Annotated in this window: 22 protein-coding genes and 1 tRNA gene; 10 read left to right on the top strand and 13 right to left on the bottom strand. The window is 64.2% G+C overall.

The features are described from left to right. Nucleotides 1-374: 374 nt before the first annotated feature. A complete protein-coding gene (locus tag E3O54_RS08395) occupies nucleotides 375-1,151 on the bottom strand; it encodes a PIG-L family deacetylase (protein ID WP_134401391.1) in 777 nt (258 codons plus the stop codon). Then, nucleotides 1,148-2,419, bottom strand: coding sequence for a glycosyltransferase (locus E3O54_RS08390; protein ID WP_241976804.1), 1,272 nt, complete (start codon nucleotides 2,417-2,419; stop codon nucleotides 1,148-1,150). The genes E3O54_RS08395 and E3O54_RS08390 overlap by 4 nt, the downstream gene beginning before the upstream one ends. 174 nt (nucleotides 2,420-2,593) lie before the next feature. On the opposite strand from E3O54_RS08390, the gene E3O54_RS08385 reads away from it, so the two are divergent. Genes E3O54_RS08385 through der form a run of 7 tightly spaced genes read left to right on the top strand, consistent with a single transcriptional unit; the run spans nucleotide 2,594 to nucleotide 9,046 of the window. After that, nucleotides 2,594-3,514, top strand: coding sequence for a ParA family protein (locus tag E3O54_RS08385; protein ID WP_369827950.1), 921 nt, complete (start codon nucleotides 2,594-2,596; stop codon nucleotides 3,512-3,514). Continuing rightward, nucleotides 3,498-4,307: a ScpA family protein gene (locus E3O54_RS08380; protein WP_134401390.1), complete on the top strand. Its 810-nt coding sequence runs from the start codon at nucleotides 3,498-3,500 to the stop codon at nucleotides 4,305-4,307. The genes E3O54_RS08385 and E3O54_RS08380 overlap by 17 nt, the downstream gene beginning before the upstream one ends. Before the next feature lie 7 nt (nucleotides 4,308-4,314). Next, on the top strand, nucleotides 4,315-4,947 hold the full coding sequence (locus E3O54_RS08375) for an SMC-Scp complex subunit ScpB (RefSeq protein ID WP_134401389.1): 633 nt from the start codon (nucleotides 4,315-4,317) through the stop codon (nucleotides 4,945-4,947). Beyond that, complete coding sequence (locus E3O54_RS08370) at nucleotides 4,944-5,741, top strand: pseudouridine synthase (RefSeq protein ID WP_134401388.1); 798 nt, start codon at nucleotides 4,944-4,946, stop codon at nucleotides 5,739-5,741. The genes E3O54_RS08375 and E3O54_RS08370 overlap by 4 nt, the downstream gene beginning before the upstream one ends. Before the next feature lie 19 nt (nucleotides 5,742-5,760). Beyond that, nucleotides 5,761-6,843: a prephenate dehydrogenase gene (locus E3O54_RS08365; RefSeq protein ID WP_134373099.1), complete on the top strand. Its 1,083-nt coding sequence runs from the start codon at nucleotides 5,761-5,763 to the stop codon at nucleotides 6,841-6,843. Between the two features lie 2 nt (nucleotides 6,844-6,845). Then, nucleotides 6,846-7,532: a (d)CMP kinase gene (gene cmk / locus E3O54_RS08360; RefSeq protein WP_134401387.1), complete on the top strand. Its 687-nt coding sequence runs from the start codon at nucleotides 6,846-6,848 to the stop codon at nucleotides 7,530-7,532. Then, nucleotides 7,529-9,046, top strand: a complete 1,518-nt coding sequence (gene der, locus E3O54_RS08355) for a ribosome biogenesis GTPase Der (protein WP_104100397.1) — start codon at nucleotides 7,529-7,531, stop codon at nucleotides 9,044-9,046. Before cmk ends, der begins: the two co-directional genes overlap by 4 nt. A gap of 38 nt (nucleotides 9,047-9,084) precedes the next feature. Here the strand turns inward: der and E3O54_RS08350 are convergent, their stop codons facing one another. Next, complete coding sequence (locus E3O54_RS08350) at nucleotides 9,085-9,585, bottom strand: hypothetical protein (protein ID WP_134401386.1); 501 nt, start codon at nucleotides 9,583-9,585, stop codon at nucleotides 9,085-9,087. A gap of 174 nt (nucleotides 9,586-9,759) precedes the next feature. On the opposite strand from E3O54_RS08350, the gene E3O54_RS08345 reads away from it, so the two are divergent. Beyond that, a tRNA-Pro gene (locus E3O54_RS08345) sits at nucleotides 9,760-9,836 on the top strand. Between the two features lie 244 nt (nucleotides 9,837-10,080). Here the strand turns inward: E3O54_RS08345 and E3O54_RS08340 are convergent. The 5 genes from E3O54_RS08340 to E3O54_RS08320 form a co-directional block, all read right to left on the bottom strand. Then, nucleotides 10,081-12,006 carry a hypothetical protein gene (locus E3O54_RS08340; RefSeq protein WP_134401385.1) on the bottom strand — a complete coding sequence of 642 codons (1,926 nt, stop codon included), beginning with the start codon at nucleotides 12,004-12,006 and terminating at the stop codon, nucleotides 10,081-10,083. Continuing rightward, nucleotides 12,003-12,998: a tyrosine-type recombinase/integrase gene (locus E3O54_RS08335; protein WP_166805227.1), complete on the bottom strand. Its 996-nt coding sequence runs from the start codon at nucleotides 12,996-12,998 to the stop codon at nucleotides 12,003-12,005. Before E3O54_RS08335 ends, E3O54_RS08340 begins: the two co-directional genes overlap by 4 nt. A 102-nt stretch (nucleotides 12,999-13,100) precedes the next feature. Further along, nucleotides 13,101-13,991: a hypothetical protein gene (locus E3O54_RS08330; protein WP_134401383.1), complete on the bottom strand. Its 891-nt coding sequence runs from the start codon at nucleotides 13,989-13,991 to the stop codon at nucleotides 13,101-13,103. Further along, entirely contained in the window at nucleotides 13,991-14,293 is a 303-nt protein-coding gene (locus tag E3O54_RS08325) for a hypothetical protein (RefSeq protein WP_134401382.1), read from the bottom strand. Before E3O54_RS08325 ends, E3O54_RS08330 begins: the two co-directional genes overlap by 1 nt. A 103-nt stretch (nucleotides 14,294-14,396) precedes the next feature. Then, on the bottom strand, nucleotides 14,397-14,693 hold the full coding sequence (locus tag E3O54_RS08320) for a hypothetical protein (RefSeq protein WP_134401381.1): 297 nt from the start codon (nucleotides 14,691-14,693) through the stop codon (nucleotides 14,397-14,399). Nucleotides 14,694-14,884: 191 nt separating this feature from the next. On the opposite strand from E3O54_RS08320, the gene E3O54_RS08315 reads away from it, so the two are divergent. Beyond that, entirely contained in the window at nucleotides 14,885-15,460 is a 576-nt protein-coding gene (locus E3O54_RS08315; RefSeq protein WP_134401380.1) for a hypothetical protein, read from the top strand. Between the two features lie 62 nt (nucleotides 15,461-15,522). Here E3O54_RS08315 and E3O54_RS08310 read toward each other — a convergent pair whose 3' ends face one another. From E3O54_RS08310 to E3O54_RS08290, 5 genes are all read right to left on the bottom strand, one after another. Beyond that, nucleotides 15,523-15,894, bottom strand: coding sequence for a hypothetical protein (locus E3O54_RS08310; RefSeq protein WP_134401379.1), 372 nt, complete (start codon nucleotides 15,892-15,894; stop codon nucleotides 15,523-15,525). A 61-nt stretch (nucleotides 15,895-15,955) separates the two neighbouring features. Beyond that, nucleotides 15,956-17,263 carry a hypothetical protein gene (locus E3O54_RS08305; RefSeq protein WP_134401378.1) on the bottom strand — a complete coding sequence of 436 codons (1,308 nt, stop codon included), beginning with the start codon at nucleotides 17,261-17,263 and terminating at the stop codon, nucleotides 15,956-15,958. Between the two features lie 496 nt (nucleotides 17,264-17,759). After that, nucleotides 17,760-18,365 (bottom strand): hypothetical protein, encoded by a 606-nt coding sequence (locus tag E3O54_RS08300; RefSeq protein ID WP_134401377.1) that lies wholly within the window; start codon nucleotides 18,363-18,365, stop codon nucleotides 17,760-17,762. Between the two features lie 601 nt (nucleotides 18,366-18,966). After that, complete coding sequence (locus tag E3O54_RS08295; protein ID WP_134401376.1) at nucleotides 18,967-19,404, bottom strand: ASCH domain protein; 438 nt, start codon at nucleotides 19,402-19,404, stop codon at nucleotides 18,967-18,969. A gap of 578 nt (nucleotides 19,405-19,982) precedes the next feature. Next, complete coding sequence (locus E3O54_RS08290; RefSeq protein ID WP_134401375.1) at nucleotides 19,983-23,480, bottom strand: sigma-70 family RNA polymerase sigma factor; 3,498 nt, start codon at nucleotides 23,478-23,480, stop codon at nucleotides 19,983-19,985. 140 nt (nucleotides 23,481-23,620) lie between these two features. Between E3O54_RS08290 and E3O54_RS08285 the strand changes: the two genes are divergently transcribed. After that, nucleotides 23,621-26,470, top strand: coding sequence for a DUF1156 domain-containing protein (locus E3O54_RS08285; protein ID WP_241976803.1), 2,850 nt, complete (start codon nucleotides 23,621-23,623; stop codon nucleotides 26,468-26,470). Nucleotides 26,471-26,473 lie beyond the last annotated feature (3 nt).

The raw sequence follows: 26,473 nt of genomic DNA, 5'->3' as shown, positions 1-26,473 counted from the left end.
GCTGCGGCGGCCCCGCCGGTCCGGGATGCGTAGCCAAACCCCGCCTAACTGTTGCCGTTCCGGACAACTGTTGCCCGCGTACCGGCAACAATTGTCCGGAACGGCAACAGTTGCGGCCGGGTCCGCCGCGCGGGGCATCCGTCACCCGCGTCGTCACCCGCGTCGTCACCCGCGTCGTCACCCGTCGGAGTCTCGGCGCCCTCCCTGGCATAGCTCCTGCAATTTGGCTGCCGGGAGCCGGTTCCACCGTGTTTTCGGGCCTATTCTGCAGGATTTGCAGGCGTGATGCACGAGGGGCTACACACCAGGCCGGCGGCTGACCAGCGGAAGCCAGTGCAGATCCCGCAGACGGGCGCAGGTCGGTGCGGCCGACTTCAGAGCAGGCGCAGCCCCACCACAGTGATGATCGGCTCGCGCTGCCCGCCGGAGTGCACGATGTGGCCACCGCCCTCGTCGACGGTGAGCTGGCTCGCGTGGCAGCGCAGGGCAGCCGTGACCGTCGCGAGGTGCGCCGACAGGTCGAACCACTCGGCCGCACCCGCACCCGCACCCGCACCCGATGTAGCTCCATCCACCCCCACCTGCACCACCTCGGCAAACGCGACCTCCGCCGCCCGGCTGCCGGCCAGCGCCGCTTCATGCATGCGCACGTGATCCGGATGCCCGTACCCGCCACCGTTGTCGTAGCTGATCACGAGGGCAGGCCGAAGCTGCCCGATCAGCGCGGCCACATCCGCGGTCACTTCGGCCAGGGGCGCCCGCACCAGGGCGTCGCCGTCGATGTCGTCGGCCGGCCCGGCCAGCCCCGGACGAATCCAGGTCATGCCCGAGTCCCGGTACGCGCGCGGCGCGAGGCCCGCGGCGCGCGCGGGCGGCGTGCCCAGCCAGAACCGATCCGCGAAACCGATGCCGAGGGCCGCCGCGGCGCAGGCGAGCTCCCGCTCGCGTTCCCGGGTGAGCGCATCCGTGCCCTCGAGCACCGACAGCGGCCCGCGCACGACCTCGCCTTGCTCGCCGCGCGTGGCGGTCAGCAACGACACCCGGATGCCCCGGGCCGCCATTTCCGCAATCAGCGCACCCGTCGCAATGGTTTCGTCATCGGGATGAGCGTGCACGAACAGAACAGTGGGAACACCGTCCAGCAGACTCACGCGCTGAGCAGCGAGGGGCGGCGGTCGCCGGCACCGGGGCGCACCAGCGACCGGTACACGGTCACGAGGCCTTCTGCCGACCGCGGCCAGTCCAGGTGCTCGGCCCGCTCGCGCGCGGCGAGCGACAGACGCCGGGCGAACGCGGGGTTCGAGAGAATCTGCGTGAGCGCGCCGGCCCAGACCTTCGGATCGCGCGAGTCCAGCACCACGCCGGTGTCGCCGTCGAGCACCGCCTCGCGCAGTCCGCCGGCCGCCGCGGCGACTACGGGAACACCGCTCGCGGCCGCTTCCAGCGCCACGAGCCCATACGTTTCAGAGTGCGAGGGTACGAGCACGACCCGGGCGCCGCTCAGCAGCAGGGCCAGGTCCACGCGGGACTGCGGACCCACGAAACGCACGTTGCGTTCGATTCCGTGCCGGGCCGCGAGGGACCGAAGCTCGTCGATATAGCCGTCGTAGTCGGCTGACGCGTCGCCGGCGATCACGAGTTCGGGCCGGATCGGCTCCGGCACGGCCGCGATCGCCTCGATCGCGAGGTCGAGGCCCTTCAGCGGCTGCAGGCGCCCCGCGACGATCGCGTACCCGCGGATGTCGATCGGTCCAGAAAGTTCGGCAGCCCCAGCCGCGGCGGCACCGACACTCCGGATGTCCGTGGGCCGGAACAGAATCCCGTCCACCCCGGGCAGCACGATCGAGATGCGCTCGGGCGCACCGCCGAGCCGCTTCACGATGGTGTCGGCCTCGGACTCGCTGATTGCGACCAGGGCATCGGACTCTTGCGCCAGCCAGGCCTCGCCAGCCATGCGCCCGGGGGACTCGGGGCGTTCGCCGGCCGACAACGGCGTCGACGCGTCGGCCGCGATGCTGTGGAAGCTCTGCACGTGCGGGATGCCCCGGCGGCGCGCGAGCGGGAGCGCCGCCATACCCGAGAACCAATGGTGCGAGTGGATGACGTCGTAGGGTCCCAGCGCATCCATCTGCACGCGGAACGCCTCGATGAACTCCTCGTGGTCGCCCTTCGGCACGGGACGGGCCGGTCCGGCCTCGAGAAAGCGGAGCGTCACCCCGGGGCTCAACTGCATCGTCTTCGACACGGGGGAGGAGCGACGGGTGAGGATATCGACGTGGTGGCCGGCGGAGGCGAGAGCCTCCGCCTGGTGCCGCACGACCACGTTCATGCCCCCGGCGTCACCCGAGCCCGGCTCAGCTCCTGGGGACGTGTGCAGGCAAACGAGCGCGATTCGGAGGGGCGTAAATGGCTGAGGCACCTCAAAATCTTAACGCAAGAGCCTGTGACTCACCCGGTTCCACAGATCAGAGACCGATGACGGACCGATGACAGGCCGATGACAGGCCGAGACACGCCGGGTTCACGCGGCAGACCTGCGGTTTTCGGCGATCCGTGCGGCAACATGCCCGATCCGATCGCTACAGTGGGGACAGTGACAGGTGTAAGACGGATCGAGGGCATCTCAGTGGCGCGCAAGCAGGATGACCGGACACGACTTTCCGGTTTAGACGAGGTACCGGTCGGTGCGACCGGTCGACCCAAGCGCGACTTCGACGAACCCGCGGTTCTGCCCAGTCATGGCCCGGCGCGCATCATTTCGCTGTGCAACCAGAAGGGCGGCGTCGGCAAGACGACGACCACCATCAACCTGGGTGCCGCCCTCGCCGGCTACGGCCGCCGCGTGCTGGCCATCGACTTCGACCCGCAAGGCGCCCTCTCCGCCGGTCTCGGTGTGCCCACCCACGACGTCACCACCATCTACGACCTGCTGCTGAGCGGCTCGGTCAGCCCGCACGACGCCATCCAGAAGACGTCGGTGCACAACCTCGACATCATCCCGGCCAACATCGACCTGTCCGCCGCGGAGGTGCACCTCGTCAACGAGGTCGCCCGCGAGCAGATCCTGGCCCGCGTGCTGCGCAAGATCTCCGGCGACTACGACGTCATCCTGATCGACTGCCAGCCGTCGCTGGGTATCCTCACCGTCAACGCGCTCACGGCCAGCCACGGCGTGCTCATTCCGCTCGAGTGCGAGTTTTTCGCCCTCCGCGGTGTGGCGCTCCTGATCGAGACCATCGACAAGGTGCGTGACCGGCTCAACCCGGCCATCGAACTCGACGGCATCCTGGCCACCATGTTCGACTCCCGCACCCTGCACTCCCGCGAGGTGCTCGAGAGGGTCGTCGACGCGTTCGGCGACAGTGTGCTCGAGACGGTCATCGGCCGCACGGTCAAGTTCCCCGACGCGAGCGTCGCCGGTGTCCCGATCACCGAATTCGCACCCGAGCACGCGGCCGCCAAGGCCTACAAGCAGGCGGCGCGGGAACTGATCCAGCGTGGCGCCGTCGCCTGACGCGGACGCACCGAAGTCGTTTTCGGTCGCCCTCGGCAACTTCGAGGGTCCGTTCGACCTGCTCCTGTCCCTGATCGGCAAGCACGAACTCGACATCACCGAGATCTCCCTGAGCCGGGTCACCGACGAGTTTATCGCCTACCTGCGCGGCCTCGACCAGGACGAAGAGCTCGACCAGGCCACCGAATTCCTGGTGGTCGCTGCCACCCTGCTCGACCTCAAGGTCGTCGGGCTGCTGCCGCAGGGTGAGCTTGTTGACGCCGAAGACGTGGCTCTGCTTGAGGCCCGCGACCTGCTGTTCGCCCGGCTACTGCAGTACCGGGCCTTCAAGAGCGCGAGCGCCTGGTTCCAGGGCCGGCTCGACGCCGAGTCCACCCGGCACGTGCGGGCGGTGCGGCTGGAGGAGAAATTCCGCCGCCAGACTCCCGAGCTGGTCTGGACTCTCTCCCTCGGCGACTTCGCCGCCCTGGCCGCCCTCGCACTCACCCCGCGGGTTCTGCCCGGCGTGGGGCTCGACCACCTGCACGCGCCGCTGGTCAGCATCCGTGAACAGGCGGCCTACGTGGTACGGATGCTGCGCGCCGCCGACACGCTCACGTTCCGCGAGCTGATCGTGAGCGCCGAGGTGAAGGGCGTCGTGATCGCCCGTTTCCTGGCCGTGCTCGAGCTGTACCGCCTCGACGCCATCTCTTTCGACCAGCTCGTGCCGCTCGGCGACCTCAGCCTGCACTGGAGTGCCGAGACCTGGACCGATGACACCCTCGCCAACCTCGGAGCCGACTATGAGCATTGACACGACTATGAGCAGTGACACCGCCCCCGCAGCAGAGAACGCAGAGAACACAGAAAACACAGAAAACACAGAGGGCACGGATGCCCCGCGCCCCCCGCTCGAGCGCACCCTCGAGGCCATCCTGATGGTCGCCGACGAACCGCAGGGGCTACTGCAGCTCGCCGCGGCCGTCGACGCCACGCTGGGCGAGGTGCGCGCATCCGTCGCCCGGCTCGTGGCCGACTTCGACGGCCTCGCCGGCACCGTGCGCCGCGGCTTCGAGCTGCGCGAGGTGGCCGGCGGCTGGCGCATCTACGTGCGGCCCGAGCACGATGTGACCGTGGCCGACTTCGTGGTCACCCAAAACCCGAGCCGGCTTTCGCAGGCGGCCCTGGAGACTCTCGCCGTGATCGCCTACAAGCAACCGATCAGCCGCGGGGCTGTAGCCTCGATTCGTGCCGTTAATGTGGATTCGGTCGTGCGCACACTGCTCGGCCGCGGTCTGATCACCGAAGCGTTCACCGACAGTGAGACCGGTGCGATCAATTACGGCACCACAGACCTTCTGCTAGCCCAGCTCGGAATCAACTCGCTCGACGAGTTGCCATACCTATCGCCGTTGCTCAATGACGGCGCGAACGGATTTGAGGAATTGCCATGACAACCGACAACCAGGGGATTCAGGGGACACCCACCAATCTCGAGGCCGCCGCCGACGGCGTGCGCCTGCAGAAGGTCATGGCCTCCGCGGGCGTCGCGTCCCGACGGGTCTCCGAGGAGATGATCGCCGCCGGCCGCGTGCGCGTGAACGGCAAGGTCGTCACCGAGCTGGGCCGCCGGATCCACCCCGACTCCGACCTGATCATGGTCGACAACGTCGCCGTGCAGCTGGACACCAGCCGCCGCTACGTGATGCTGAACAAGCCCGTCGGCGTCGTCTCGTCGATGCAGGACGAGAGTGGACGCCCCGACCTGCGCGAGTTCACCGACCAGTTCGAGGAGCGCCTGTTCAACGTGGGCCGCCTCGACGCGATGACGAGCGGCCTGCTGATCCTGACCAACGACGGCGATCTCGCGCACGTGCTCGCGCATCCGTCGTTTGGGGTCTTGAAGACCTACATCGCCAAGGTCGAGGGCCGCGTGTCGGCGCAGACCGTCCAGCTGCTGCAGAGCGGCATCGAACTCGACGACGGGCCCATCTCCGCCGACAAGGCGCGCATTCTGACCAGCCCTCCCGGCGACGGCTTCAGCCTGGTCGAGCTCACCCTGCACTCCGGCCGCAACCGCATCGTGCGCCGCATGATGGAGTCCGTCGGCCACCCCGTCGTCGACCTCGTGCGCCGCCAGTTCGGCCCGCTGCACCTCGGCACGCTGCGCGTGGGCGCCGTGCGCGACCTGACCAAGGTCGAACTCGGGCAGCTGCTCACCGTGTCGCGGGCCGAAACCAAGATCTAGGCCCAGGTCAGGAGTTCCAATGGTTGCATCTCGCCTGATCGGGCCCGTGCGCGTCGTGGGCACCGGCCTGCTCGGCACCAGCATCGGCCTGGGCCTCCGCGCGCGCGGCATCGACGTCATCCTCGCCGACGCGTCGCCGACCAACCTCAGCATCGCCGTCGACTACGGCGCCGGCCGCGCCGCCACTGCCGGCGACCTGCCGCAACTGATCGTGGTGTGCGTGCCGCCCGACGTGACGGCCGAGATCGTCGCGCGCGAGCTGGCCGCCCACCCGCAGGCGATCGTGACGGATGTCGCCAGCGTCAAGCTCGCCCCGCTACAGGAGCTCCGCGCACTGGGCGCCGACGTGTCCCGCTACATCGGCGGTCACCCGATGGCCGGCCGCGAACGCGGGGGACCCCTTGCCGGCCGCGCCGACCTCTTCGTCGGCCGCCCCTGGGTGGTGGCCGCGCACGACGCGATCAGCTACCAGCAGGCCACCGCGATCGACGACCTGATCCTCGACCTCGGCGCGATCCTGGTCGAGATGAGCCCCGAGGAGCACGACAGTGCGGTGGCGCTCATCTCCCATGTGCCGCAGGTCGTCTCCACGATCATGGCGCGCCGGTTGACGGATGCCGCCGGCTCGGCCCTGAACCTCGCCGGCCAGGGTCTGCGCGACGTGACCCGCGTCGCGGCCAGCGACCCCGAGCTGTGGGTGCAGATCCTCGGCGCGAACGCCGAACCCGTGCGGGACATCCTGCTGGCCTACCGCGACGACCTCGACCGCTTCATCGACGCCTTGGAAGCCCCCGCCGCACCGGGCGCGCGCCGCAAGGTGGCCGAGGAACTCGCCGGCGGCAACGCCGGGGTGGCCCGCCTGCCCGGCAAGCACGGCCAGGACCGCCGCTTCGTGTCGCTGAGCGTGATGGTCGACGACACCCCCGGGCAGCTTGCCCGACTCCTCAACGAGGTCGGCGAGGTCGGGGTCAACCTCGAAGACCTCCGCCTCGAGCACTCACCGGGCGCCCAACTGGGCCTGGCCGAAATTTCTGTACTCCCTGAGGCCGTTGGTCGCCTCACCGAAGAGCTGGCCGCCCGCGGCTGGCGGATTGCTGGTTAATCATGGGTCGTCACTCAAGCCCCCACATCGTCGCCATCGACGGGCCGGCCGGCAGCGGCAAGTCCAGCGTCAGCCGCGCCGCCGCCAGGCGCATCGGCTTCGACTACCTCGACACGGGCGCCGCGTACCGGGCCTTCGCCTGGTTCGTCAGCGACCGGGGCATCGACCCGGAGCACACCGACGCCGTCGTGGCCGCCCTGGGCGACTTCGACTACTCCATCGGCATCGCCCCCGACGAGCACGTCGTTCGGGTCGGCCGGGCGGATGTCACCGACGCGATCCGCGACCCCGCCGTCTCCGCCATCGTCAGCTCCGTGGCCCGCATCCCGGAGGTGCGCACGCACCTGACGGAGCTGTTTCGCGCCATCGCGGCAAGCTCCAAGCGCACCGGAATCGTGATCGAGGGCCGGGACATCACCACCGTGGTCGCTCCCACCGCCGAGATCCGCATACTGCTCACGGCTTCCGAGGAGGCTAGAATGAATAGGCGCTCTGCGGAAATATCGACCCAATCGGCTGAAACCGTGGCGGAGCAGCTGCGATCGAGGGATCGCGCTGACTCACAGGTTGTCGAATTCATGAGCGCCGCAGACGGTGTGACCACCGTCGACTCCACCCATCTCGACTTCGAACAGACCATTGACGCGGTCCTCGACGTCATCAATACCTACCGCGAGGCCATCGCATGACCAACAACAACGACTTCGACGACACGATCCCCGACCCCGACACCGAACTGGTGACGCGCCTGGACGATCTCGATGACGACCTGGTGACGCAGCGCGCCGCCGCCCTCCGCACCGGATTGAACGAGTACGACCTCGCGGACGAGGACTTCGACGTTCTTGACACGGTGACGGAAGACCCCGACGCCATCCAGTACCTGCCGGCCCTGCCGGTCATCGCCATCGTCGGCCGCCCGAACGTGGGCAAGTCCGCGCTCGTGAACCGCATCCTCGGCCGCCGTGAGGCCGTCGTGGAGGACACCCCCGGGGTGACCCGCGACCGCGTCACCTACAAGGGTGAATGGCACGAACGCCGCTTCAGCCTCGTCGACACCGGCGGCTGGGAGCCCGACGCCAAGGGCATCGACGCATCCGTCGCCGCGCAGGCCGAACTCGCCATTGAACTCTGCGACGTCGTCATGTTCGTCGTCGACGCCAACGTGGGACCGACCTCCACCGACGAGGCCGTCGTGCGCCTGCTGCGCAAGGCCGGCAAGCCTGTCTTCCTTGTCGCCAACAAGGTCGACGACATCCGCCAGGAGCCTGAGGCCGCGAGCCTCTGGGCGCTCGGCCTCGGCCAGCCCTGGCCCGTCTCGGCCCTGCACGGCCGCGGCGTCGCCGACCTGCTCGACGCGATCCTCGAGGAACTCCCCGAGATCTCCGCCGTCGCCAAGCAGGAAGTCGGCGGACCGCGCCGCGTCGCGATCCTCGGCCGACCGAACGTGGGCAAGTCGAGTCTTCTGAACAAGGTCGTCGGCGAGGAGCGCGTTGTTGTCAACGAGCTCGCCGGAACCACGCGCGACCCCGTCGACGAGCAGGTCGAGCTCGGCGGCAGGGTGTGGCGCTTTGTCGACACGGCCGGCATCCGTCGTCGCGTGCACCTCTCGCAGGGCGCCGACTTCTACGCCTCACTGCGCACCAGCGCCGCCCTCGAAAAGGCCGAGGTGGCCGTGGTCCTGATCGACGTGACCGAGGTGATCAGCGAGCAGGACGTGCGCGTGATCGACCTGGTGCTCGAATCCGGTCGCGCCCTCGTGCTGGCCTTCAACAAGTGGGACCAGATCGACGACGACCGTCGCCGTTACCTGGAACGTGAGATCGAGCAGGACCTGGCGCACGTCTCCTGGGCTCCGCGCGTGAACATCTCGGCCAAGACCGGCCGCCACATGGAGAAGCTCGTTCCGGCCCTCGAGACCGCTCTCGAAGCCTGGGACACCCGCATCGCCACCGGCAAGTTCAACGCGTTCCTCGCCGAGCTGGCCGCGTCGCACCCGCACCCCGTGCGCAGCGGCAAGCAGCCCCGCATCCTGTTCGGCACCCAGGCGTCCAGCCGCCCGCCGACCTTCGTCATCTTCACCACCGGGTTCCTCGACCCGGGCTACCGTCGCTACATCCAGCGTCGCCTGCGCGAGGTCTACGGCTTCGAGGGAAGTCCGATCAACATCAGCATGCGCGTGCGCGAGAAGCGCAAGCGCTAGCCGCTCAGCGCGTCACAAGGCCCCGATCGGGAGATGTCTCATCTCCCGGTCGGGGCCTTTTCGGTCGTCTGAACCACCAGCTCCATCACGACCCGGCCTTTCCGCACCCGCGCCACGGGCCTGGGCGACAGCCGCTCACAGCCGCGCCGCCGCAACTCCGCGCCGCCGATTCCGACCCGCACCACGAAGCATGTGACCGGCCACACGGATGCGTCGTCAGGCTTCTGCCGTTTGCCCACGGTGACCACCGTCGCCCGTTGCAGCCGCGAATACGCCGGCTTCGGCTCAACCGCGCACCAACCGACCGGCTCTCCGTCGAGAAATGCGATGACGCCCGGCCCGGGCGCGCTGGCCTGCACCTGCTCCCGCAGCATCCCGGCGCACGCTTGCGCTGTGGCGTTCTGGAACTCCCGGTTCGGTAGCTTGAAGTACTGGCACCAGCATCGTGCCGCGTCGTCGCGGGTGGCGAACACCTGGCTCACGTCTTCCCGCAGAACGGATGCGGCGGCTTCGATCCTGATCTCGCTGTCTGCCGGCATGCGCTCACGCTCCGCCCGCGCCGTCGCTGTGCCACTGCATCGGTCGCCCGTGCTCGGTTCAGCACCGCGACTTTCCCTCCGCGGCCCAGACGGTGCGCGAGTGGTTCCCAGACGCGGTAAGATATTCAAGTTGTCTCCTGCTGATTCTGTTCGTTGGAATCGGTGCAGGAGCGGCGGGCTGTGGCGCAGCTTGGTAGCGCACTTGACTGGGGGTCAAGGGGTCGCAGGTTCAAATCCTGTCAGCCCGACCAAAGGGCCGTTCGCGAAACTCTTCACGAAACGGTCCGGTCGAAACAAAAAGAAATCGCTCCTGAGGCTTCTCAGGAGCGATTTCTGGTTTAAGGGCTTCTCGCGTCCGATTCCGGTCGCGATTCTTGAGTTGTGGTTGTCCTCTCGGCTGCTGAGCGTGTTTTCAGGCGTTTTCACGCGCGCCGGATTGTCTCGAATGCTGGGTGTTTTGCCCTCTCGGGCAGTATCGGTTCCTGAACCGGACGGTCACGTCCGAAGCGGTGGTCCGCCGGTCTCATCCGATGCAGGGTGTTTGGCCTTGTCCGGCCGCATCACGCCGGCCGGGTAGGTGTCGGTGTAGGGGTTGTGCCATTCGCGGTCGCGTCGGCGGATCGGAGGCACCACGGGCTGCCCGTGGACCTGCTTCTTGGCGTCTTCTTTGATCTTGTCGCTGATGAAGGCGGCGATCTTGCGCAGGTTGAAGTTCGTCAGCAAGATGCTCACGATGATCTGGGCGGCGCCGAATCCGCGGACGCGGCGTCTGCTGGCGGATTCGATGTCTTCGGGGCCGTTGCTTTTGATCTGGCTGTTCAGGGACTCGATGGAGTTGCGGGCATGGGTGTGGAATTCATCCCACTCCCTAGTCCCATACTCGAACGCCTGAGCGTTGCGCCGGTTGTTGGCGGTGTCGAAGGACACGGAGTGCTGACTGCAGATCTTGTCGGCAAAGTCGGGCAGGTTTTCTCCGTCGACAGCCGGTCGGACTTTATCCGTGACGGTCTTGAGGAGCTCACGGAGGGGACAGGTCACGGTCGGGCTGGGGCCCAGGGCAGGGCAGCGCAGGACGACGCGGTCCTTGGCGTCCTGCTTCTCTTTGACGTGGAGTTGGAACGCGGTGCGGTTCTTGACGCGCTCCCGGTAGGTTGCCGTGTCGATGATGTTGCCCAGGAGCTCTTTGGTCGCGTTTTGAAGCGGCTCGGGAGTGGCGGGACAGTATGTGCCGCCTTCGATGTATAGGGCGCCATGGTCGCCGCCTTGGTGGCCGAGGCGGTCGACGCGGTAGTCGGTGGACGGTGTGAAGCCTTCCTTGATTGCGTCGTTGTGGAGCCGGTCTGTTGTCGAATTCGCCCAGTACTGTTTGTCGGCGTCTCCGACCCCCGGCTCTAGCCCCGTGGCTTTAGTTGCCCGCATGAGGGCTACCGCTTCCTCGGCGACGCGGACGTTGGGCAGGCTCATGGTCGCGGCGACGGCTAGCGCGGGGAACCGGCGCTTGCCGGGTGCTTCGGAGTCGACGCGGACCGCAATGTTGATTTCCCAGCCCCATCGAAAGGTTTCAGAGCCGCCGTTCTTGTCGGGGGTGGTGAGATCGACCTGCCCTCTTCCGGCGTCGGTTCTAGGGCCGGAGGTGACGTGCCAGCCGGCGTAGGCGTCGACGGGGCCCGGCTTGAGAGTTCTCATCTCGTCGACTCTGGCTTCCTCGGCGACTCGTTTTGCGAGGTTCTTGCGGGAGTAGCCCTTAGTGTTCGGGGTGCCGATGTAGGTCTGGTCAAAGGAAACATCAACCTTGTTTGTGACGCGGCGAATGGCGCGTGATTGCTCGTTGAAGGTCATGACCAGCAAGAGCTTCGTGAATTCGTCTAGTCGAGCTTTTCGTTTCTCTTCCAGTTGCACGTCATGCGTGCGAAGGATGTCCTGAATCTCGGTGTACGTCTTGGCGCGGCGGCGTTCCTGCGGGAAAGGATCCATCAAATCGTTTATCCGTTGAAAGGCTCGGGCGGTGTTGCCGTACCAGCGGCTCTTCTCGGCGAGATGAGCGATAAAGGCACTCCTTGGGGTTTCCAACCCAAGGAGTTCGCGGGAAGCATCGCTTAGGCGGAACATGAAGAGATCCCGCAGGTTCGTGAGGAACATAGCGTTACCTTCTTTGGCCAGCAGAAGGAGCCCAGTGAGGACTGCTCGTTCAGAGATGAGCGACGGGCGACCACCGATGCTGAACGCGGCCGCGTCCTCGCTGCTCCACTCCTGCAGTTTGTCGAGGACACCGGATTTGCGTACCCGCCCCTCCGCTTGTTTCACGGTCTCGTCGTCAATGAGCTGGTGGGTCCGGCCCCGACCTATGACTTCCGCTTGCGTCATCCCGCCGAGGTCGGGCTCGTACCCGTTGAATTCGTAGTCGATGTCGCCGGCGCTCATCGGGTGGCCTCGTCGCCAACGATGAGTCCGATGTAGTCGTTGATGTTCGCAGCTCTGGCGTGGATGAGGTGTTTGTCGAGGCTGTGCGCTCCGACCAGACCAGCGAGTGAGAGGAGTACCGGGAGCGGCAGCCCGTTATCGATCTGGGTGACGATCCACGTGGAGCGAAGCCTGGATACCGTGGCGCGCACGCGCGCGGGGTGCTCGGTAAGGAAGGTCTGGAGGGTGCGGGGTTGGTATTCATCGAGACGATAGCCTCGGAAGACGAAGTCGTCAGGGGTGCGGTTCTTGATGCTCCGCAGGAGGGTTCGGTTCCACGGGTTCAGAACTGGAACGCGACGCGGGCGCTTTCCGGGCACGTTCACGAAGACGCGACCGTCGAGGACCTCGATGTCGCCAATGCGCATGTCGATGATTTCCTGCGTGCGCAGGCCTGCACCGCCGGCAAGCCCGAGGATCGCCCACGCGTTCTGTCGCTTCAGCGGTGTGGTGAGGCTTGTGGCCCAGCTGTGCATGGACGCGGCGTCGGACAGGGTGAAGGGGCTTCGGCCGCGGATGTAGGGGGCCGGGAGGCGCTTGATGTTGGTGCCGACGAGGGTGTCGGCGATACTGCCGAGTTGGCGGACCACTCCCCATCGGTGGCTCTCGGAGTGTTTGGGGAGGCGTTCTTGCAGGTATCGGTAGACGTGGTTCTGCGTGTAGATGATTTCCGGCGTTAGGCGACTGCCAGTCGATGTCCAGACCCAGGCGCCGAACCGGGCGGACATGGTCATCAGCCGGCGAACATTCTCGAATGTGCGGGGCTTCATCAAGATGGCGTTGGTGATCGTGAATTCTCGAACGGCCTCCCACTGCACGGGTGAGAGTTGCGGACGATACCGGATGATGACGTGCCACACGTGGTCGGGGAGCTCCGGGTCCAACCCGCGGAGGTGCGCGTATGTTGCGGAGTCGCTGAGGAAGATGTCGTTGAGTCGGTCTTTTCGGGTCACGAGCAGCTTGTGTGCGGCGATTTTTCGAATGCAGCGGGTGAAGTGTCTCTTCCCAAACATCGCCGATCACCACCAGAAATCTAAATACCTGGTCAGACCCTATTATCTGGATCGCATTGCTGATTTTGTGTGCCCTGTTTTGGGGACAAAAATCGCCAGCTTATCCAGGGCCGCAAGGTTTTTGAGGCCAGATATACGCAATAGTTCCTGCGGTGGAGTGCCAATGGCGAGGTGCTCGAGAAGCCAGGTTGTGCGCATTCGGCTGGGTCGTACGTCCAATTCGGTGCGGGCACGCAGTAGGAAGTCAGTGATCTGTCCGGAGGTCGCGCTGGCTCTGCCGCAGCGAAACATCCAATCGTTCGGGTTGAGGTCCGCGAGGACTCGGAGTACCGGTCGTTGCCAGGCGGTCCGTATGGGCACGACTCGGGGTCGGCCCTCCCAGACGATTACCTGAACGTCGCCGTTGCGGGTGTCCAGGTCGGCGACGCGAACACCGAGGAGTTCTCGGGCGGCGAGCCCCGCGCCGAGCCCAAGTGCGAGGAGGGCGATCGCGTCCCGTTGCCGCCTGGGCGTTCCTTGCGCCGTCGCCCAACTGTAGAGCGCGGCGACCTCATGGGGCGAATACGGTTTCGTCGGTGCTGACCGGGGGATCGGTCGGTGGTTTCGCGTCAGCTCGGCGGGGTTCAGGGTTTCGACCATCAACCACAGGACTGCCCGGTGTGTGGCCCTGCTGCCGGTGGTATGTCCGGTCATTCCCAAATGGATGAACTCTTCAACTGTCGCGCGGCGAAAGATACGCCTGCGCTCCAGCGGGGTTCCACGGCTCTGCCAGCACCACAAGACGAACGCCACGGCAGCGGGATAGAGGGAGCGTTCCGAGCGACCGGATTCGAGGGACGCGTCCGCCACCGCGTCGCTGACGAATGCTCCGATCAGATCCCAGTACGGCAGCGCATTGATGGGGCGGTAGTCGACGGGGCGCTGGTCACCCATCAGAGCCGGACCAATGTTTTCGGTACCGGGTCGATGCGGACGATGTTGATGGATTCGCGCTTGGTCAACCACACCCCCGGCAGGTTCAAGTTGATCAGCAGAATCAACGGGTGCCCGACCCGGCAGTCGACGACTTCGACGAGATCGATGTCCTCACCGTCCCGGCGCAGGCGCAGTCTCGACTGAAGAATCGGGCTGGTCACCCGTCGAAGCAGCCGTTGATCGAGGTCGAGCCAATATCGGCTGGCGGATTCGGTGGTTACCACGAAGCATCCGATCGTGTCATCCGTCAAGGCGTCCATGGTGTGTTGTTCCCTTCAAGGCGGGCGAGTTCTGATCGATTCGAGGGACGCCGGAAGTCGGCATCGGTACCTGGCCTGCAACAGTCGGGGGAGTCCGTGCCGGCTACTCGGCGGAGCCCGTGGACGCGGGGTCGATTCTGACGATGCGGCTGGAGAGATGCCAGTAGCCGTCTAGGAATTCGGCCTCGAGGCCTTCTGCTTTCATCAGCCAGTAACCGCGCTTTCCAACCGTGCACTTTACGATTTCCTCCAGCGGTCGCGGCTGGTCGTTCACGGTCGCGCTGGCCCGGGGACCGGGGAACCGCGTGACCGTCATCGCTTCGAGGTCAAACCGGTGCTGCGATCCCTCTGTTGTGACGATCCAGCATCCGCCCTCGGACCCGTTCAAGGTGTCTGTCATGGTGCGCCCGTTTCTTGCGGTGACGGGGTCCGCCTGTCGGACTACTCCGGTCGCTGGAGCACAACAGTACGAATTCCACCGGTTTCAAACCGCCGACTCCGTGACAAATCCGCCAGTTCAATTCAGCCGGTGCCACGTGCCGCGCATAGACCCTTCGAGGCAGCAAATCGTGCGGCCCGGAAGGGCGCACCATGCAAGACGGAATCACCCCCGCAGAACTGCACTCCAAAGCATTCGCTCTTTACACACAGGGACAGGACTGGGATCAGCGATCCGCTTGGTACGCGAAAGCGGACGAGCTTGTGGCCAGTGGGGGCGAACCTGATCGTGGCCATGGAAGGAAGCGGGCGGCGAACTGGGCAGGACAGATCTACAACTACGAGAATTTCTGGCGAGAGCACGGGCGCCCCCGAGAGAATACCCGCGACAGGGCCACCCTCTTGGCAGAGGAAGGCCGATTGGGCATCTGGGCGACCTACCAGCGCAACTTCGAAAGCACGTTGTGCCAGTACCAATGGATTCGCCTTGACATCTCACCCGCCTTCGTCTGGGACCTGCACGAAAGCGGCTGGCAGGACACCCTCGACAGTTGCATTGAGGACGTCGAGAAGAAGGGGCATCTCCCCAACCTCAACCCGGCAGATCCGACGGAGTTTGCGCGTGCACGATGGTTCAGGCGTCAGCTTCGGCATGTGCAGACCGGCACTCTGTCCAGGAGCCGCGCTGAACGCTTCGCGGCGCTCCTCAAACTGGCGAAGACCACGTGAACGGCCCGATAGGAACGCCGAGGCTAACGTTGTCCCGCTCCCGGTCGGATGCCCGTGAGGGTTCAGGCCGTTGGGCGGGCGTCCTCCTGGGCCCACTCCAAGACCCTTGAACTCTGCCCGCTTCGCAAGACATCCCACCGAGTTTCTGGAGAGTCCGGGTAGGCCTTCTCAGAGAGCCAACCGGCCCTCGACTCTGGAGCAGTGAACGTTGTGGACAGCGCCGTCAGAACCGCCTGCAGCCCATCGACAATTCGGCCGTTCTCGAATTGGTGCACAACGTAGAAGTAGCTCTGGCCAAATTCCACGCCGAGGATGCGATTCTCCGCTCTCCAATTCTCGAGCCTTCTCGAGGTCACACCGAAGGCTGCCATCACCGCCTTTTCTGTGGCCCATGGGCCGAGGCTGTCGTAGTAGTCCTGACTTTCGCTGTTCATCCGATACTTCCTTTCTCTGGGCCTGACCGCCTGGCCAGAAGGCGGGCGCGCGGTGTGCCGCTCAATCTTTGTGGAGGAAAGCCGCGATTGTCCGCAGGTTGTAGTTGGTGAGCAGGATCGTGACGAAGACTTGCGCTGCGGCGAACCCGTAGACCGCTCGTCGAGATGATTCCCCGATGCTTTCACGACCGGGGTTTTGAACGGCGGCGTGGAACTGTTCAACGGACGTCTGTGCGTGCCCGTGGAAGGCTTCCCATTCCGGGCTCTCGTAGTCGAAGGCCGGCCGCTGGCCCAGGCTCTCTACGGGCTGGTCGACGCGGTAGTTGGTCGCGGGAATGAAGCCGAGGTTGAAGGCGGACTCGTGGATCAGCTCGGCTGGAGCGGTGGCGAGGTACGGCCTATCGGCGTCGACGATGCCGGGCTCGAGCCCGGTGTCGAGGGCCGCTCGCATGAGCGAAACGGTTTCCTGCGCGATAGCGACGTTGGGCATGCTCAGCGTGGCGCTGACGGCGAGGGTCGGGAATCGACGCAGCGCGGTACATTCGGAGTCCACGCGCACTGCGATGTTGGCCATCCAGCCCCACGCGAACGCGTTGTCGCCTTTCTTCCATTCGCGGAAATCCCATCCGGCGAAGACGTCTGTCGGACCCCGCTGGAGGGTCCTAGGGTCGGCACCGGTTTCGGCCGCAACCTTGGCGGCGAGGGTCTTCCTGGAGAAGCCCGTAGTGGTCGGCGACTCAATGAATATGTGGCCGACGGAGATATCGATGCGGCTGGTCGGACGCCGAAGGTCCAGCGGTTGTTGCATGAATGCCATCTGCAGGAACCCGTTCGTGAACTCGTCCAGTCGGGTTTTCATCTTCCCCTCACGGATCGAGTCGTGCCCATCCAGGGCGGCCTGAACCTCGGTGGAGGTGAGCGCACGGCTCCGATCGTGCGGGAAGGGATCCATTAGAGCCAGCATCCGGTGAAAGGCATTCTTCGTGTGGCTTAACCAGCGTTCCGGGCGGCTGTAATCACCGGCGATTCCATTGGTCGCGGTCGGGAGTCCGAGGAGTGCGCGGGACTTGGGTGTCAGGCGGTACTGAAAAACCTCGGCGAGGGAACTGATCCACAATGCCCGGTGTTCGCTGGCGAGTAGGAGGAGCCCGACCAGAATGGCCCGTTCGGAAACCAATGGACGCCCGGCGCGGCCGGTTGCCTGATTGTCTTCGGCGCTCCACGCTGCGAGCTTCTCGAGGATGCCTGTCTGGGTGACGCGAGCTGCCGTGGCAGCCACCCGTTCCTCACTGAATGGGTCACCGTATCTGTCAGACCAAGCGTTGGCGTCATGGGCGGAATTGAAGCTGTCGTTCAAGTCAGTGGTCATGCTCGGGCCTGTCTGTTTGTGGCGGAATTGAGAATGTTGGTGAGTCACGGATGCCGCGTGCACGGATGCCGCGTGCACGGATGCTGCGTGCACGGATGCCGCGTGCACGGCATGTGGGCGCGCGGGATTTCGGCATGTGTTGGAGAGCGCGCGAGCACGCTGTGGGATCCGCCGTGGGTCTGGTCGAGGGTGACGCAGCCGTTCCTGCTTCGAGAGCAAACCGCTGAAGCACCACGGTATGGAGATACGGCATATGAAACCGCCGACTCCCCGACATATTCTTTGTGGGGGAGTCGGCGCGGAGAGTCAGTTGACCTGTGAGTTGACGACGGCTGTGGGTGCCTCCTCCGCATCACGGATGAGCGGGCGGAATGCACGACGGGGCGGGCGGCCGAGGACCTGGACACTCGGCATTCGCCAGACGAGCCCAGTGCCGCCTGACTGCTCATCTGGACGGAACGGAACAACGGATCCTCGACCGGAGAGTCCCTGCCCTTCACTCAAGCATTGGCGCCACGTCATCGAGGTCTACTCGAACGACGGTGACGGATGCGCGAATCCTGGAGGCGACTTTTCTTGCAGCATCTTCGCTCTTATGCCAGGAGAGGACCTTCGTGCTGACGCGCGCATCTGGCTTACTGGTCGATCCCGTGAGTGACAGCTGGATTTGCGAAATCGATTCCTCCAGAGACGCAATCCGTGCAGCGACAGCGGTGGTGAGGCCTTCTTCGTGGTTCAGGCCCAGGCCGACGAAGAAGGGAACGTCACCACGGGTAATCGATTCAGTGGCCACGTCTACTACGTTGTGATCGGTGTCAGTGAGCACGGAAACATCGGATCCCTCGAGGCTGGCACGCAGGATGTGGCGCGGCTCGATCTCAGCCGGGATTTCCAACACTTCGAAGGTAACGACCATGCCCTCCAGCGCGACGCTCAACGCTGACACCTCACGCCGAGCGGCGTCGATACGGCCTTCATCCGCACTTCGGATCTCTTCCGGCGTCATCGATGAAGCGACAATCGCCCATGGGTAGTCGGCTGTCTCGAGTTCGGAGGACGTGGCGATCGTGCCATCTGGGAAGGTGATTGTTCGTGTGCGCATGGTGGTGTTCTTTCGATTCTCTTGGAGTCGTGAAGACCCGAACCTATGCGCCAATTCACGGGGATCAGTGCCAATTGCCCGAAAAAGCACCAGTTCTGGGGTGCTGAGGGACCGATTTTGCTCGATGGATGCTGTGAGAGAGGGCCCATGACCCGTTCCTCATCGCCCGGTGTCCGCGTTCCTGAACTGCCCGCACTGGCTGATGGCGCCGAGGTCAAATGCGCCTACCGTCGCAACTGCCTCCGCGTTTTTGGCGATGACGTTCATCTCGTTACCGGCGGGTCAAACGGCGTCATCGCCGACTCGGAACCTGAGATCGGCCGGCACCGTGCTCGCCTCCCTCCCGAGTTCCAACGAGTGTGACGAGACCTTCTTGGCACCCGTGTTCGCGGCCCTGCGCCGCTCGCGAGCATCGACCAGGGAGACGCCTTGTCGGGGCGGGCGATGGTTCACTCGATGGCCCGGCGGGCAGGGCTGTTGCCGCTGCCCACGGGTGGTGCAGCGGGGAGTTTCGCGAGGAGCGGACCTATCCGGCGCAGGGGTGAAGCGGCGTTGACCCCTGCGCGTCCTGTAAGTGACGGCAGTTCAGGGGGCGGCCGGCCTACCTCCCGACGAAAAGGTCGGCGGCCAGATAGATCGTGCTCTGCGGTACGGCCGGTTTCGGGCTCAGATCCGCCAAGGCGAGGGACTCTGCGTAGCGTCGGGCCTGCATAACCACGAACGCGATGGCCGTGTCCCTGCCGGCGAAGTAGCTGTGGAACGCTGGCTCTGAGATCTCACCAGTGGCTCCGTGGTCCCGCCAAATTTCCTGAGGACTGCCCACAACCGTTGCCCCGATCGTGAATTCTCCGATGATTCGGCTGATCGGGGCGGTCGCATAGATCACAATCCGCTGGATGTCAGGGGCGAGCCGGCGCTTTCGGAATTCGGCGCCTTTGCTGCCGTCGAGAATGGCGTTGGCGTACTGGGGATGGATCGGCATCAGAGCGACGCGTTCGCCGGTGACATGCATCTCACTGCGGTATTCGAGTTCTGACATGGGGTGGCTTCCTTACTTCTGGGGGCGATGCAGGAGCTGTTTTACTCGTGCGCTGGTGTATGTGCGGCGAAAAACCCCGGACTACACCCGCGGCACCCTCGTGAGCTCGCCGTCGCCGACATCGGCTTCCAGATCCTTTCGGCGTCCGGCCGCCAACGGCGCCGCCGTCATGCTGGAATCCTCGTGACGTACCTTTCCGTCGCTGCAGACAAGGTGGAGTTCGCGCTGGCCCGATGGTTGGGCCGGCAGCTCCGACAGTTGCAGATGGGGACACAGTTCGAGAGACGGGCTGCACAGCTCGCTGTACTCATGGCCCTGCCCGAAAGACCGACTCGTCGACAACGGATGCCCGGCGTGCACCCCACAAGGAACACCGCACCGTAATTTGGTGACATGGCTGTTCACGAACCGGAGTCCGGATGGCCAGGCCATCCTCGACGTGCGCACCCTTGGACTGGAATTCATTACCCGGGATGGTGGCAACGAAGGACGCACGGAATGAACACGGATTCGCGTGAGCGACGCTGAACGGAGCATCGAGGGGGCTGGAGCCTCGCTGTTCAGCCGGGAGAGTGGCGTTAGAGCGCCATTCTCCTCGCGGCTTTCCGAAGCCGCTTGGGAATTGTCACAGGGCGGAGCGGATTGTCGAGAAGCTGCCAGACCACAGCGAGGACAGTGCGCCCAAAGTTGGCCGCGATCCGCTCGACGTTGATGCCGCTCCGAAATTCCCAGACCATCCGGTCGCGTTCGTCGGGCTCGTAGAGGTGACCATGACGTGGAGCGAGGTCTGCAACATCTAGATCTCCTGCCAGCCCGAACAAGAGCTCGCCGAGGCGGATGGCGACGTCGTGGTCCTCAAAACCCGCAGCGTGTGCGATTTCCGCGATGCTGCCGCCATTGTGAAGACCCTCTAACAGCAGCGTGTCTGTAGGTCGCACAATAGGGAGGTCCATTATCCCCGCCTTCTTCCACCAGGGAGCGCTGTCGGGCTGGGACGAAATTTGATCCGCCGGTACCGCCGGCGACGACGCCTCGTCGCTGTCGGCTGTGGCGTCGGTGACGTCAGTGATGTCCGCCGGCTGCCACGGCGTTCTGGCAGCTGGGACTTCGGATGCTGGGCTCACCTTCGCCGGAGCCTCGACTTCGCGTCGGGTAGCCCATCGCACGGACGACGGCATCAATACATTTGCCGGCGATGGGCGGGAGCTCGCTGACGCTTCCCCCGGACTTGCTCCGTCGATCTCGGGGGCAGCACCGACGCGCAGCAGAAAGGCTTCTCGACCTTCCTTGACCTCTTGGCCCACCGAGAACAGACCGTCATCGAGGAAGTCTCGAAGCGATGACGAGAATGCGGGATCACGCAGCTTCACCATCGTCTTCTTCTCGATCTGACGGATGCGTTCCCGGGTCACCCCAAAAATGTCGCCAATCTGATCGAGTGTCTTCGGCTGAATATCGCCTAGGCCGAAGCGCATGCGGATTACGCCGGCTTCGCGTTCGCTCAAGAAAAAGTCCAGTAGTCTCTCGAGTTGGTCTTCCAGCATCAGCGCTCCGACCAGATCTTCGGCTGACTGTGCCTCATCGTCTTCGATTAAGTCGCCCAGCGGTGTCCAGACAAGCCCCCCGAGGTCGTCGTCAGCCAGCATGAGGTCATTCAGCGAGCGCGGCTCAAGATCGAAGCGGAGGACGGTCCGCACCTCATCCACGGTCGAGCCGGCGGCGGTTGCGATCTCCTCGAGGCTGGCGGCGCTCGAAGTCGTTGATTCGAGATCCCGTTTGATCTTCTGGAGCCGATGGATCTGCTCGACCATATGTACTGGCACGCGGATTGTCCTGGACTGATCAGCGAGACCCCGAGTAATTCCTTGACGAACCCACCAAGTGGCATAGGTCGAGAACTTGTAGCCCAGCTTGAAGTCAAACTTCTCGATCGCCCTCAGCAGGCCCAGATTGCCCTCCTGAACGAGATCGAGAAAATCCAGCCCCTGGCCTTGGTAACGCGCGGCTAGTGACATCACCAGTCTCATGTTCGCGCCAAACATCTGCGCCTGCGCCCGGTGACCGTCTAGAGCTACCCAATCCAACTCTCGACGAGCGAGTCGCGACATGTCGGTGGCCACTGCAATTCGATCCTGAGCGAACAGCCCGATCTCAATTCGCCGTGCCAACGCAACTTCTTCATCGGCCGTAAGTAGCGGAGTCTCGCTAGCCTTCACGCGATAATCGCGCACGGGGTCGAGGCTCACTACAACGTGCTCTAGACCAGGCTGCGGAGTGAAGTCATCGTCCGAGTTGCTCGGATCGAGCCTGTGATCCTGCTCACTCTCGCCGTCCTCATCCTGACCGGTGGACTCCTCTGTGGCTTCGATTTCGGCCAAGGGTTCAGTATCTCGTGGTGTAGTGCGGACCACGCCAAACTTGCCAGCGCTGCCAGCGCTGGCGGCATTGGCGGAGGGCTCATTCTTGGCTTCTTCCTCGGGATCGAAGACGTCAACGATGTCCTCGTCAGCGACTTCGTCCTCGGGCTCATCAGCCTCGATCACGGTGACGTCGAAGGAAGCCGCCATTGCGGCAGCGAGAACGGAATGCCATGCGTCAATTTGATCGAGAGCAGACTGCACGAGGCGCTCTTTGGCGAAGTATTCCTCGAGAAGCAGGAAGAGCGCCGATTTCAGCAGCGATGCATCCCCCAGGAGGCCGGCCCCAGAGCCGCTCAGTCGACGGCGGTAACCAGCGTTGAGCCACAGTGCGCGAGCGGCATGGTCTACCCAGAAGACCTGGCCGGGCTCGAGTTGCCGCCACTTGATCGTTATCGGCCGTGCATCCTCGCGGTGACGGAGCTCGGTCTCGATTGTTGCGAGCACGTCGGCGGGCAACCCGGATTTGACTTCGGTCACTGGCTTCACTTGGGCGGCGCGGCGGTTCGCCTGTTGCATTGCTCCCCGAGCATCGTCAAGGAATGATCGGAATCCGGTCTCACCGGCAGCGTTGCGCGCGGTCTCGATGGCGTCGATGAAACCCGGGCGCAGCACCACGCCGTTCTTGTCCGGGCTCAAAGCGACATCGGGCAGCAGATCATCGGTGAGGTCGATAGCGACGCGGGCGAGCTGCACGTCACTGGCGTCGGAGAGCAGGGAATGCCAGCCACTCGCTTGGAGCAGGCGGTTGTTGCGATAGAGATATAGCCCCTGCCAGTGAGGGCGTCTTTCTCCGAGGAGTCTCGCGGCTGGCCCCGAAGCATTGGGCGGAAGAATATGACAGGTCGCGATCATTCGCCCGCCGCTGGAGGTGATCGCCGAAATCTCCTTGGGGTACCCGGTCTTTCCTGAAAGGTGAAAGGCGAATGGGTCCAGGGGCACGACCGTACTCGGTGCCCCTGCCCTGTTCAGCGTCGTGTCATATTGCTCGATCTCGATTCGGATGTCACCGGCTGCGAGGAGCCGGTGAAAGGTAAGGCCGAGCGTCTGGCGCAGCTCGACAATGGTCTTGCCGAGCCATGCCCGCCGGGTGGAATCATCGTGAGCGTTTGAGACCGTGTCCAGCCCCAGCCACTCAACGATGGTGCCGTTAGAAACAATTCGGCGGTCGAAAGCTCGGTCGAATCCATCCCAGGCTGCGCGGTCGGAGAGCACGTCTACATAGCCGTCTCCACCGGCGTCGTGCCGGCGGAGACTCCGGGCGACGGGTTCTTCGAATCCACACCGCGAATAAACCGTCAGGACTTTGGCTTGGCTCATCGAGCTTGATTTCATGCCCATACCGAAGTGTCCCAACGCGCCGTCTTGGTACTCGCGCTTAACGGCTAGTCCAAACGCGCGCTTGAGCTGTGCCGCAGTCATCCCCGCACCGTCGTCGCGGATATGGAGACCCATCACGTGAGAGTCCTCAACGAGGAAACGGATGCTGATGTCAGATGCCCCAGCGTCGAGGCTGTTGTCGATGAGGTCTGCGATGGCGGAGGAGAGGGAATGACTGAGACCGATGGCTCCCAGAACCGATGGGTCGACAATGAGAGGCTCGCGGTCAACGATCTCAATCTCGTTAACGTGGTCTAGCCGGGACAATCCTGAGGTCATGACGTGATGCTATCGATATCCGGCGACATGGCCCGGCCCTCGGTCGGTTCGGGCAGTTCGCGCTCGATAAGGTAGAAGGACCCGGGCGGGGGGACGGTTCGCGCGTGCGCCCGCCAGGTACATCTATGACGGAGGACCGTGTGACCGCACGACGCAAGCTGATTGAAGTCGCCCTGCCCCTGGAGGCGATCAACAAGCAGTCGGCCCGCGAAAAGTCGATCCGCCATGGCCACCCGTCTACGCTCCACCTGTGGTGGGCGCGTCGCCCCCTGGCCACGGCCCGCGCGGTGCTGTTCGCGCAGTTGGTCGACGACCCGTCGGCCCGGGAAGACGAGTTCCGTGACGAAGCGATCCGTCGCGGCGAAACGGAAATCGACGTCTACATTGAACGCCGCGTGGTCGCCGAACGCGAACGCCTCTTCGATCTGATCACGCGCATGGTCGACTGGGACAACCTGAATGATGAGGGTCTCTTCGATGCGGTGCGGGCCGAGATCATGCGCTCGACCAACGGGAATCCGCCGGCGATCCTTGATCCCTTCGCCGGGGGTGGCACCATCCCCCTCGAGGCCCAGCGCCTTGGCCTCGAAGCTCACGCCTCTGACCTCAACCCGGTCGCCGTGCTCATTAACAAGGCGCTCATCGAGATTCCACCGAAATTCGCGGGGCATCCACCGGTGTTTCCGGATGCCGGCGCCCAGAAACTCGGGGGTTGGCCCAAGGCGACCGGGCTCGCCGAAGACGTGCGCCGCTATGGCCAATGGATGCGCGACGAAGCTGAACGACGCATCGGTCACCTGTACCCTGAAGCGACCCTCGAGGGGGGAGCCTCGACGACAGTGATCGCTTGGATCTGGGCACGCACGGTCATCTGCCCGAATCCGGCCTGTGGTATCGAGATGCCGCTCGTGCGATCCTGGTGGCTGGGAAAAAAGAAGGGCAAAGAGGCCTACGTTGTTGCGACCGTCACCGATGGCAAAGTCCAGTACTCCATTGGACACGACCCGAAGTTCTCCCCTACCTCTTCAAATGATGGGACGGTGACGCGGACGGGAGCTCACTGCTTTTCATGCGCTGCAGCTGTCGACCTCGCATATATTCGCAATGAAGGTCATGAAGGTCGGCTGGGCGCAGCTTTAATGGCAATGGTCGCAGAAGGGCACCGATCGCGAACCTACCTCGCCCCAGATGAACTCCAGAGATCCATGGCAGAAGTACCCGCACCGCCTGATCTTCCCAAAGGGGCGCTCCCTGAGAAAGCGCTTGGCTTCAGGGTGCAGGCGTACGGCATGGCCAACTTCAGCGACCTCTTCACGAATCGTCAACTCGTTGCACTAACGGTGATTAGCGACCTCGTCAGTGAAGTCCGAGAGCAGGTGATCCAGGACGGACTTATATCGGGGCTTTCGATGGGTGCACGCCTCGAAGATGGAGGAACCGATGCCGCCGCGTACGCCGACGCTGTTGCGACTTACCTAGGGCTGGCAATTAGTCGAATGACTGACTACCAGTCTTCTTTTGCTTCATGGTCAAATCACCCTAAGAACGAAGTCATAGTTCATGTGTTCGGCCGGCAAGCAATTCCAATGGTTTGGGATTTCGCCGAAGGACATCCATTAGGTGAAAGCTCTGGATCGTACTTAATCATGATTGCCGCCATTTCGAGGGCCCTTGAGAATCTCTCGTTGGGCCCAGTTGCCACAGTAAGACAGGCAGACGCGACGAAGTCGTCCTTCGCTGGCACTGTCCTCTCGACTGATCCGCCCTACTACGACAACATTGGCTATTCTGATCTTTCAGATTTCTTCTACGTGTGGCTCCGCAGGTCTCTCCGAAGCGTCCACCCTCGGCTGTTGAGCACAATGCTTGTGCCGAAGGCGGAAGAACTCGTAGCGAATCCCTTCAGGCATGGCGGCGCTGAAGGAGCGAGATCCTTTTTCGAGAACGGTTTTGTTGATTTCTTCACCACTGCGCGAGAGACGTCTTCAGCTGAAGATTATCCGGCGACTGTTTATTACGCTTTCAAACAGACGAACACCGATGACACTGGAACTGCTTCCACAGGCTGGGAGACGATCCTCGCGGGACTCGTGGCATCGGGCTGGCAAATCACCGCAACCTGGCCAGTGCGAACTGAACTCTCAGGCCGTATGCGCAGCAACGGCGCGAATGCACTCGCCTCGTCCATCGTGTTAGCCATGCGGCCACGGCCAGCAGATTCACCCGTAGTTGATCGTCGTGGATTCATCGGTGAATTGAAGACGACGCTACCCGAATCATTGCGCGAGCTGCAGCAAGGCGCCATTGCCCCGGTTGACCTCGCCCAGGCCGCCATCGGCCCGGGAATGGCAATCTTCTCGAAATACCAGCGGGTGATCGAGCCTGCCGGCGGGGACATGGGTGTTCGCGAAGCGTTACAGCAGATCAACGTGGTTCTCGACGAGGTGTTGTCGCAGCAGGAAGGCGACTTCGATAGCGAGACCCGCTGGTGCCTCACCTGGTTTGAGGGACACGGGTTTGAAATAGGCAATTACGGTGAAGCCGAGACTCTGGCCAACGCGAAGAGTGCTTCAGTGTCGGCGCTCTCGCGGTCCGGTGTGCTCTCGAGTGGCGCCGGCAAGGTGCGGCTCTTCGCCCCCGCCGAACTGCCTCAGGATTACGACCCCATGACAGATGATCATGTGAGCCTTTGGGAGATTACTCTGCAAATGGCTCGCGCACTGGGGGAACAGGGCGGCGGCCTCGCAGATGCAGGGCGCATTCTGGCCCGGGCCGAGGAACGTGGCTTCGACATGGCGCCCGCCCATGAGCTTGCCTACCGGCTGTTCGCTCTCACAGAGAAGAAGGGCTTGGTTCAGTCGGGCATCCTCTTCAATGCCCTGGGCTCTTCGTGGCCCGAGCTGCGTGCCGCTGCAAAAGCAGTAGTGGAGGCCCAGCCTACGAAGACGGTCGTAGGCACCTTCGATTTCGATTCGCTCGGCGAGGGCTAGGAG

The organism is Cryobacterium sp. TMT2-4 (genome assembly GCF_004402575.1).
GTDB lineage: Bacteria > Actinomycetota > Actinomycetes > Actinomycetales > Microbacteriaceae > Cryobacterium > Cryobacterium sandaracinum.
The sequence above is the reverse complement of the archived record's forward strand: the minus strand, read 5'-3'. Positions and strand labels throughout refer to the sequence as shown.

Coding starts and splice junctions, on each gene's coding strand:
- E3O54_RS08375 (WP_134401389.1), top strand. CDS start 4,315: ATGAGCAGTGACACCGCCCCCGCAGCAGAGAACGCAGAGAACACAGAA.
- E3O54_RS08370 (WP_134401388.1), top strand. CDS start 4,944: ATGACAACCGACAACCAGGGGATTCAGGGGACACCCACCAATCTCGAG.
- E3O54_RS08365 (WP_134373099.1), top strand. CDS start 5,761: ATGGTTGCATCTCGCCTGATCGGGCCCGTGCGCGTCGTGGGCACCGGC.
- cmk (WP_134401387.1), top strand. CDS start 6,846: ATGGGTCGTCACTCAAGCCCCCACATCGTCGCCATCGACGGGCCGGCC.
- der (WP_104100397.1), top strand. CDS start 7,529: ATGACCAACAACAACGACTTCGACGACACGATCCCCGACCCCGACACC.
- E3O54_RS08350 (WP_134401386.1), bottom strand. CDS start 9,585: ATGCCGGCAGACAGCGAGATCAGGATCGAAGCCGCCGCATCCGTTCTG.
- E3O54_RS08340 (WP_134401385.1), bottom strand. CDS start 12,006: ATGAGCGCCGGCGACATCGACTACGAATTCAACGGGTACGAGCCCGAC.
- E3O54_RS08330 (WP_134401383.1), bottom strand. CDS start 13,991: ATGGGTGACCAGCGCCCCGTCGACTACCGCCCCATCAATGCGCTGCCG.
- E3O54_RS08325 (WP_134401382.1), bottom strand. CDS start 14,293: ATGGACGCCTTGACGGATGACACGATCGGATGCTTCGTGGTAACCACC.
- E3O54_RS08320 (WP_134401381.1), bottom strand. CDS start 14,693: ATGACAGACACCTTGAACGGGTCCGAGGGCGGATGCTGGATCGTCACA.
- E3O54_RS08315 (WP_134401380.1), top strand. CDS start 14,885: ATGCAAGACGGAATCACCCCCGCAGAACTGCACTCCAAAGCATTCGCT.
- E3O54_RS08310 (WP_134401379.1), bottom strand. CDS start 15,894: ATGAACAGCGAAAGTCAGGACTACTACGACAGCCTCGGCCCATGGGCC.
- E3O54_RS08305 (WP_134401378.1), bottom strand. CDS start 17,263: ATGACCACTGACTTGAACGACAGCTTCAATTCCGCCCATGACGCCAAC.
- E3O54_RS08300 (WP_134401377.1), bottom strand. CDS start 18,365: ATGCGCACACGAACAATCACCTTCCCAGATGGCACGATCGCCACGTCC.
- E3O54_RS08295 (WP_134401376.1), bottom strand. CDS start 19,404: ATGTCAGAACTCGAATACCGCAGTGAGATGCATGTCACCGGCGAACGC.
- E3O54_RS08290 (WP_134401375.1), bottom strand. CDS start 23,480: ATGACCTCAGGATTGTCCCGGCTAGACCACGTTAACGAGATTGAGATC.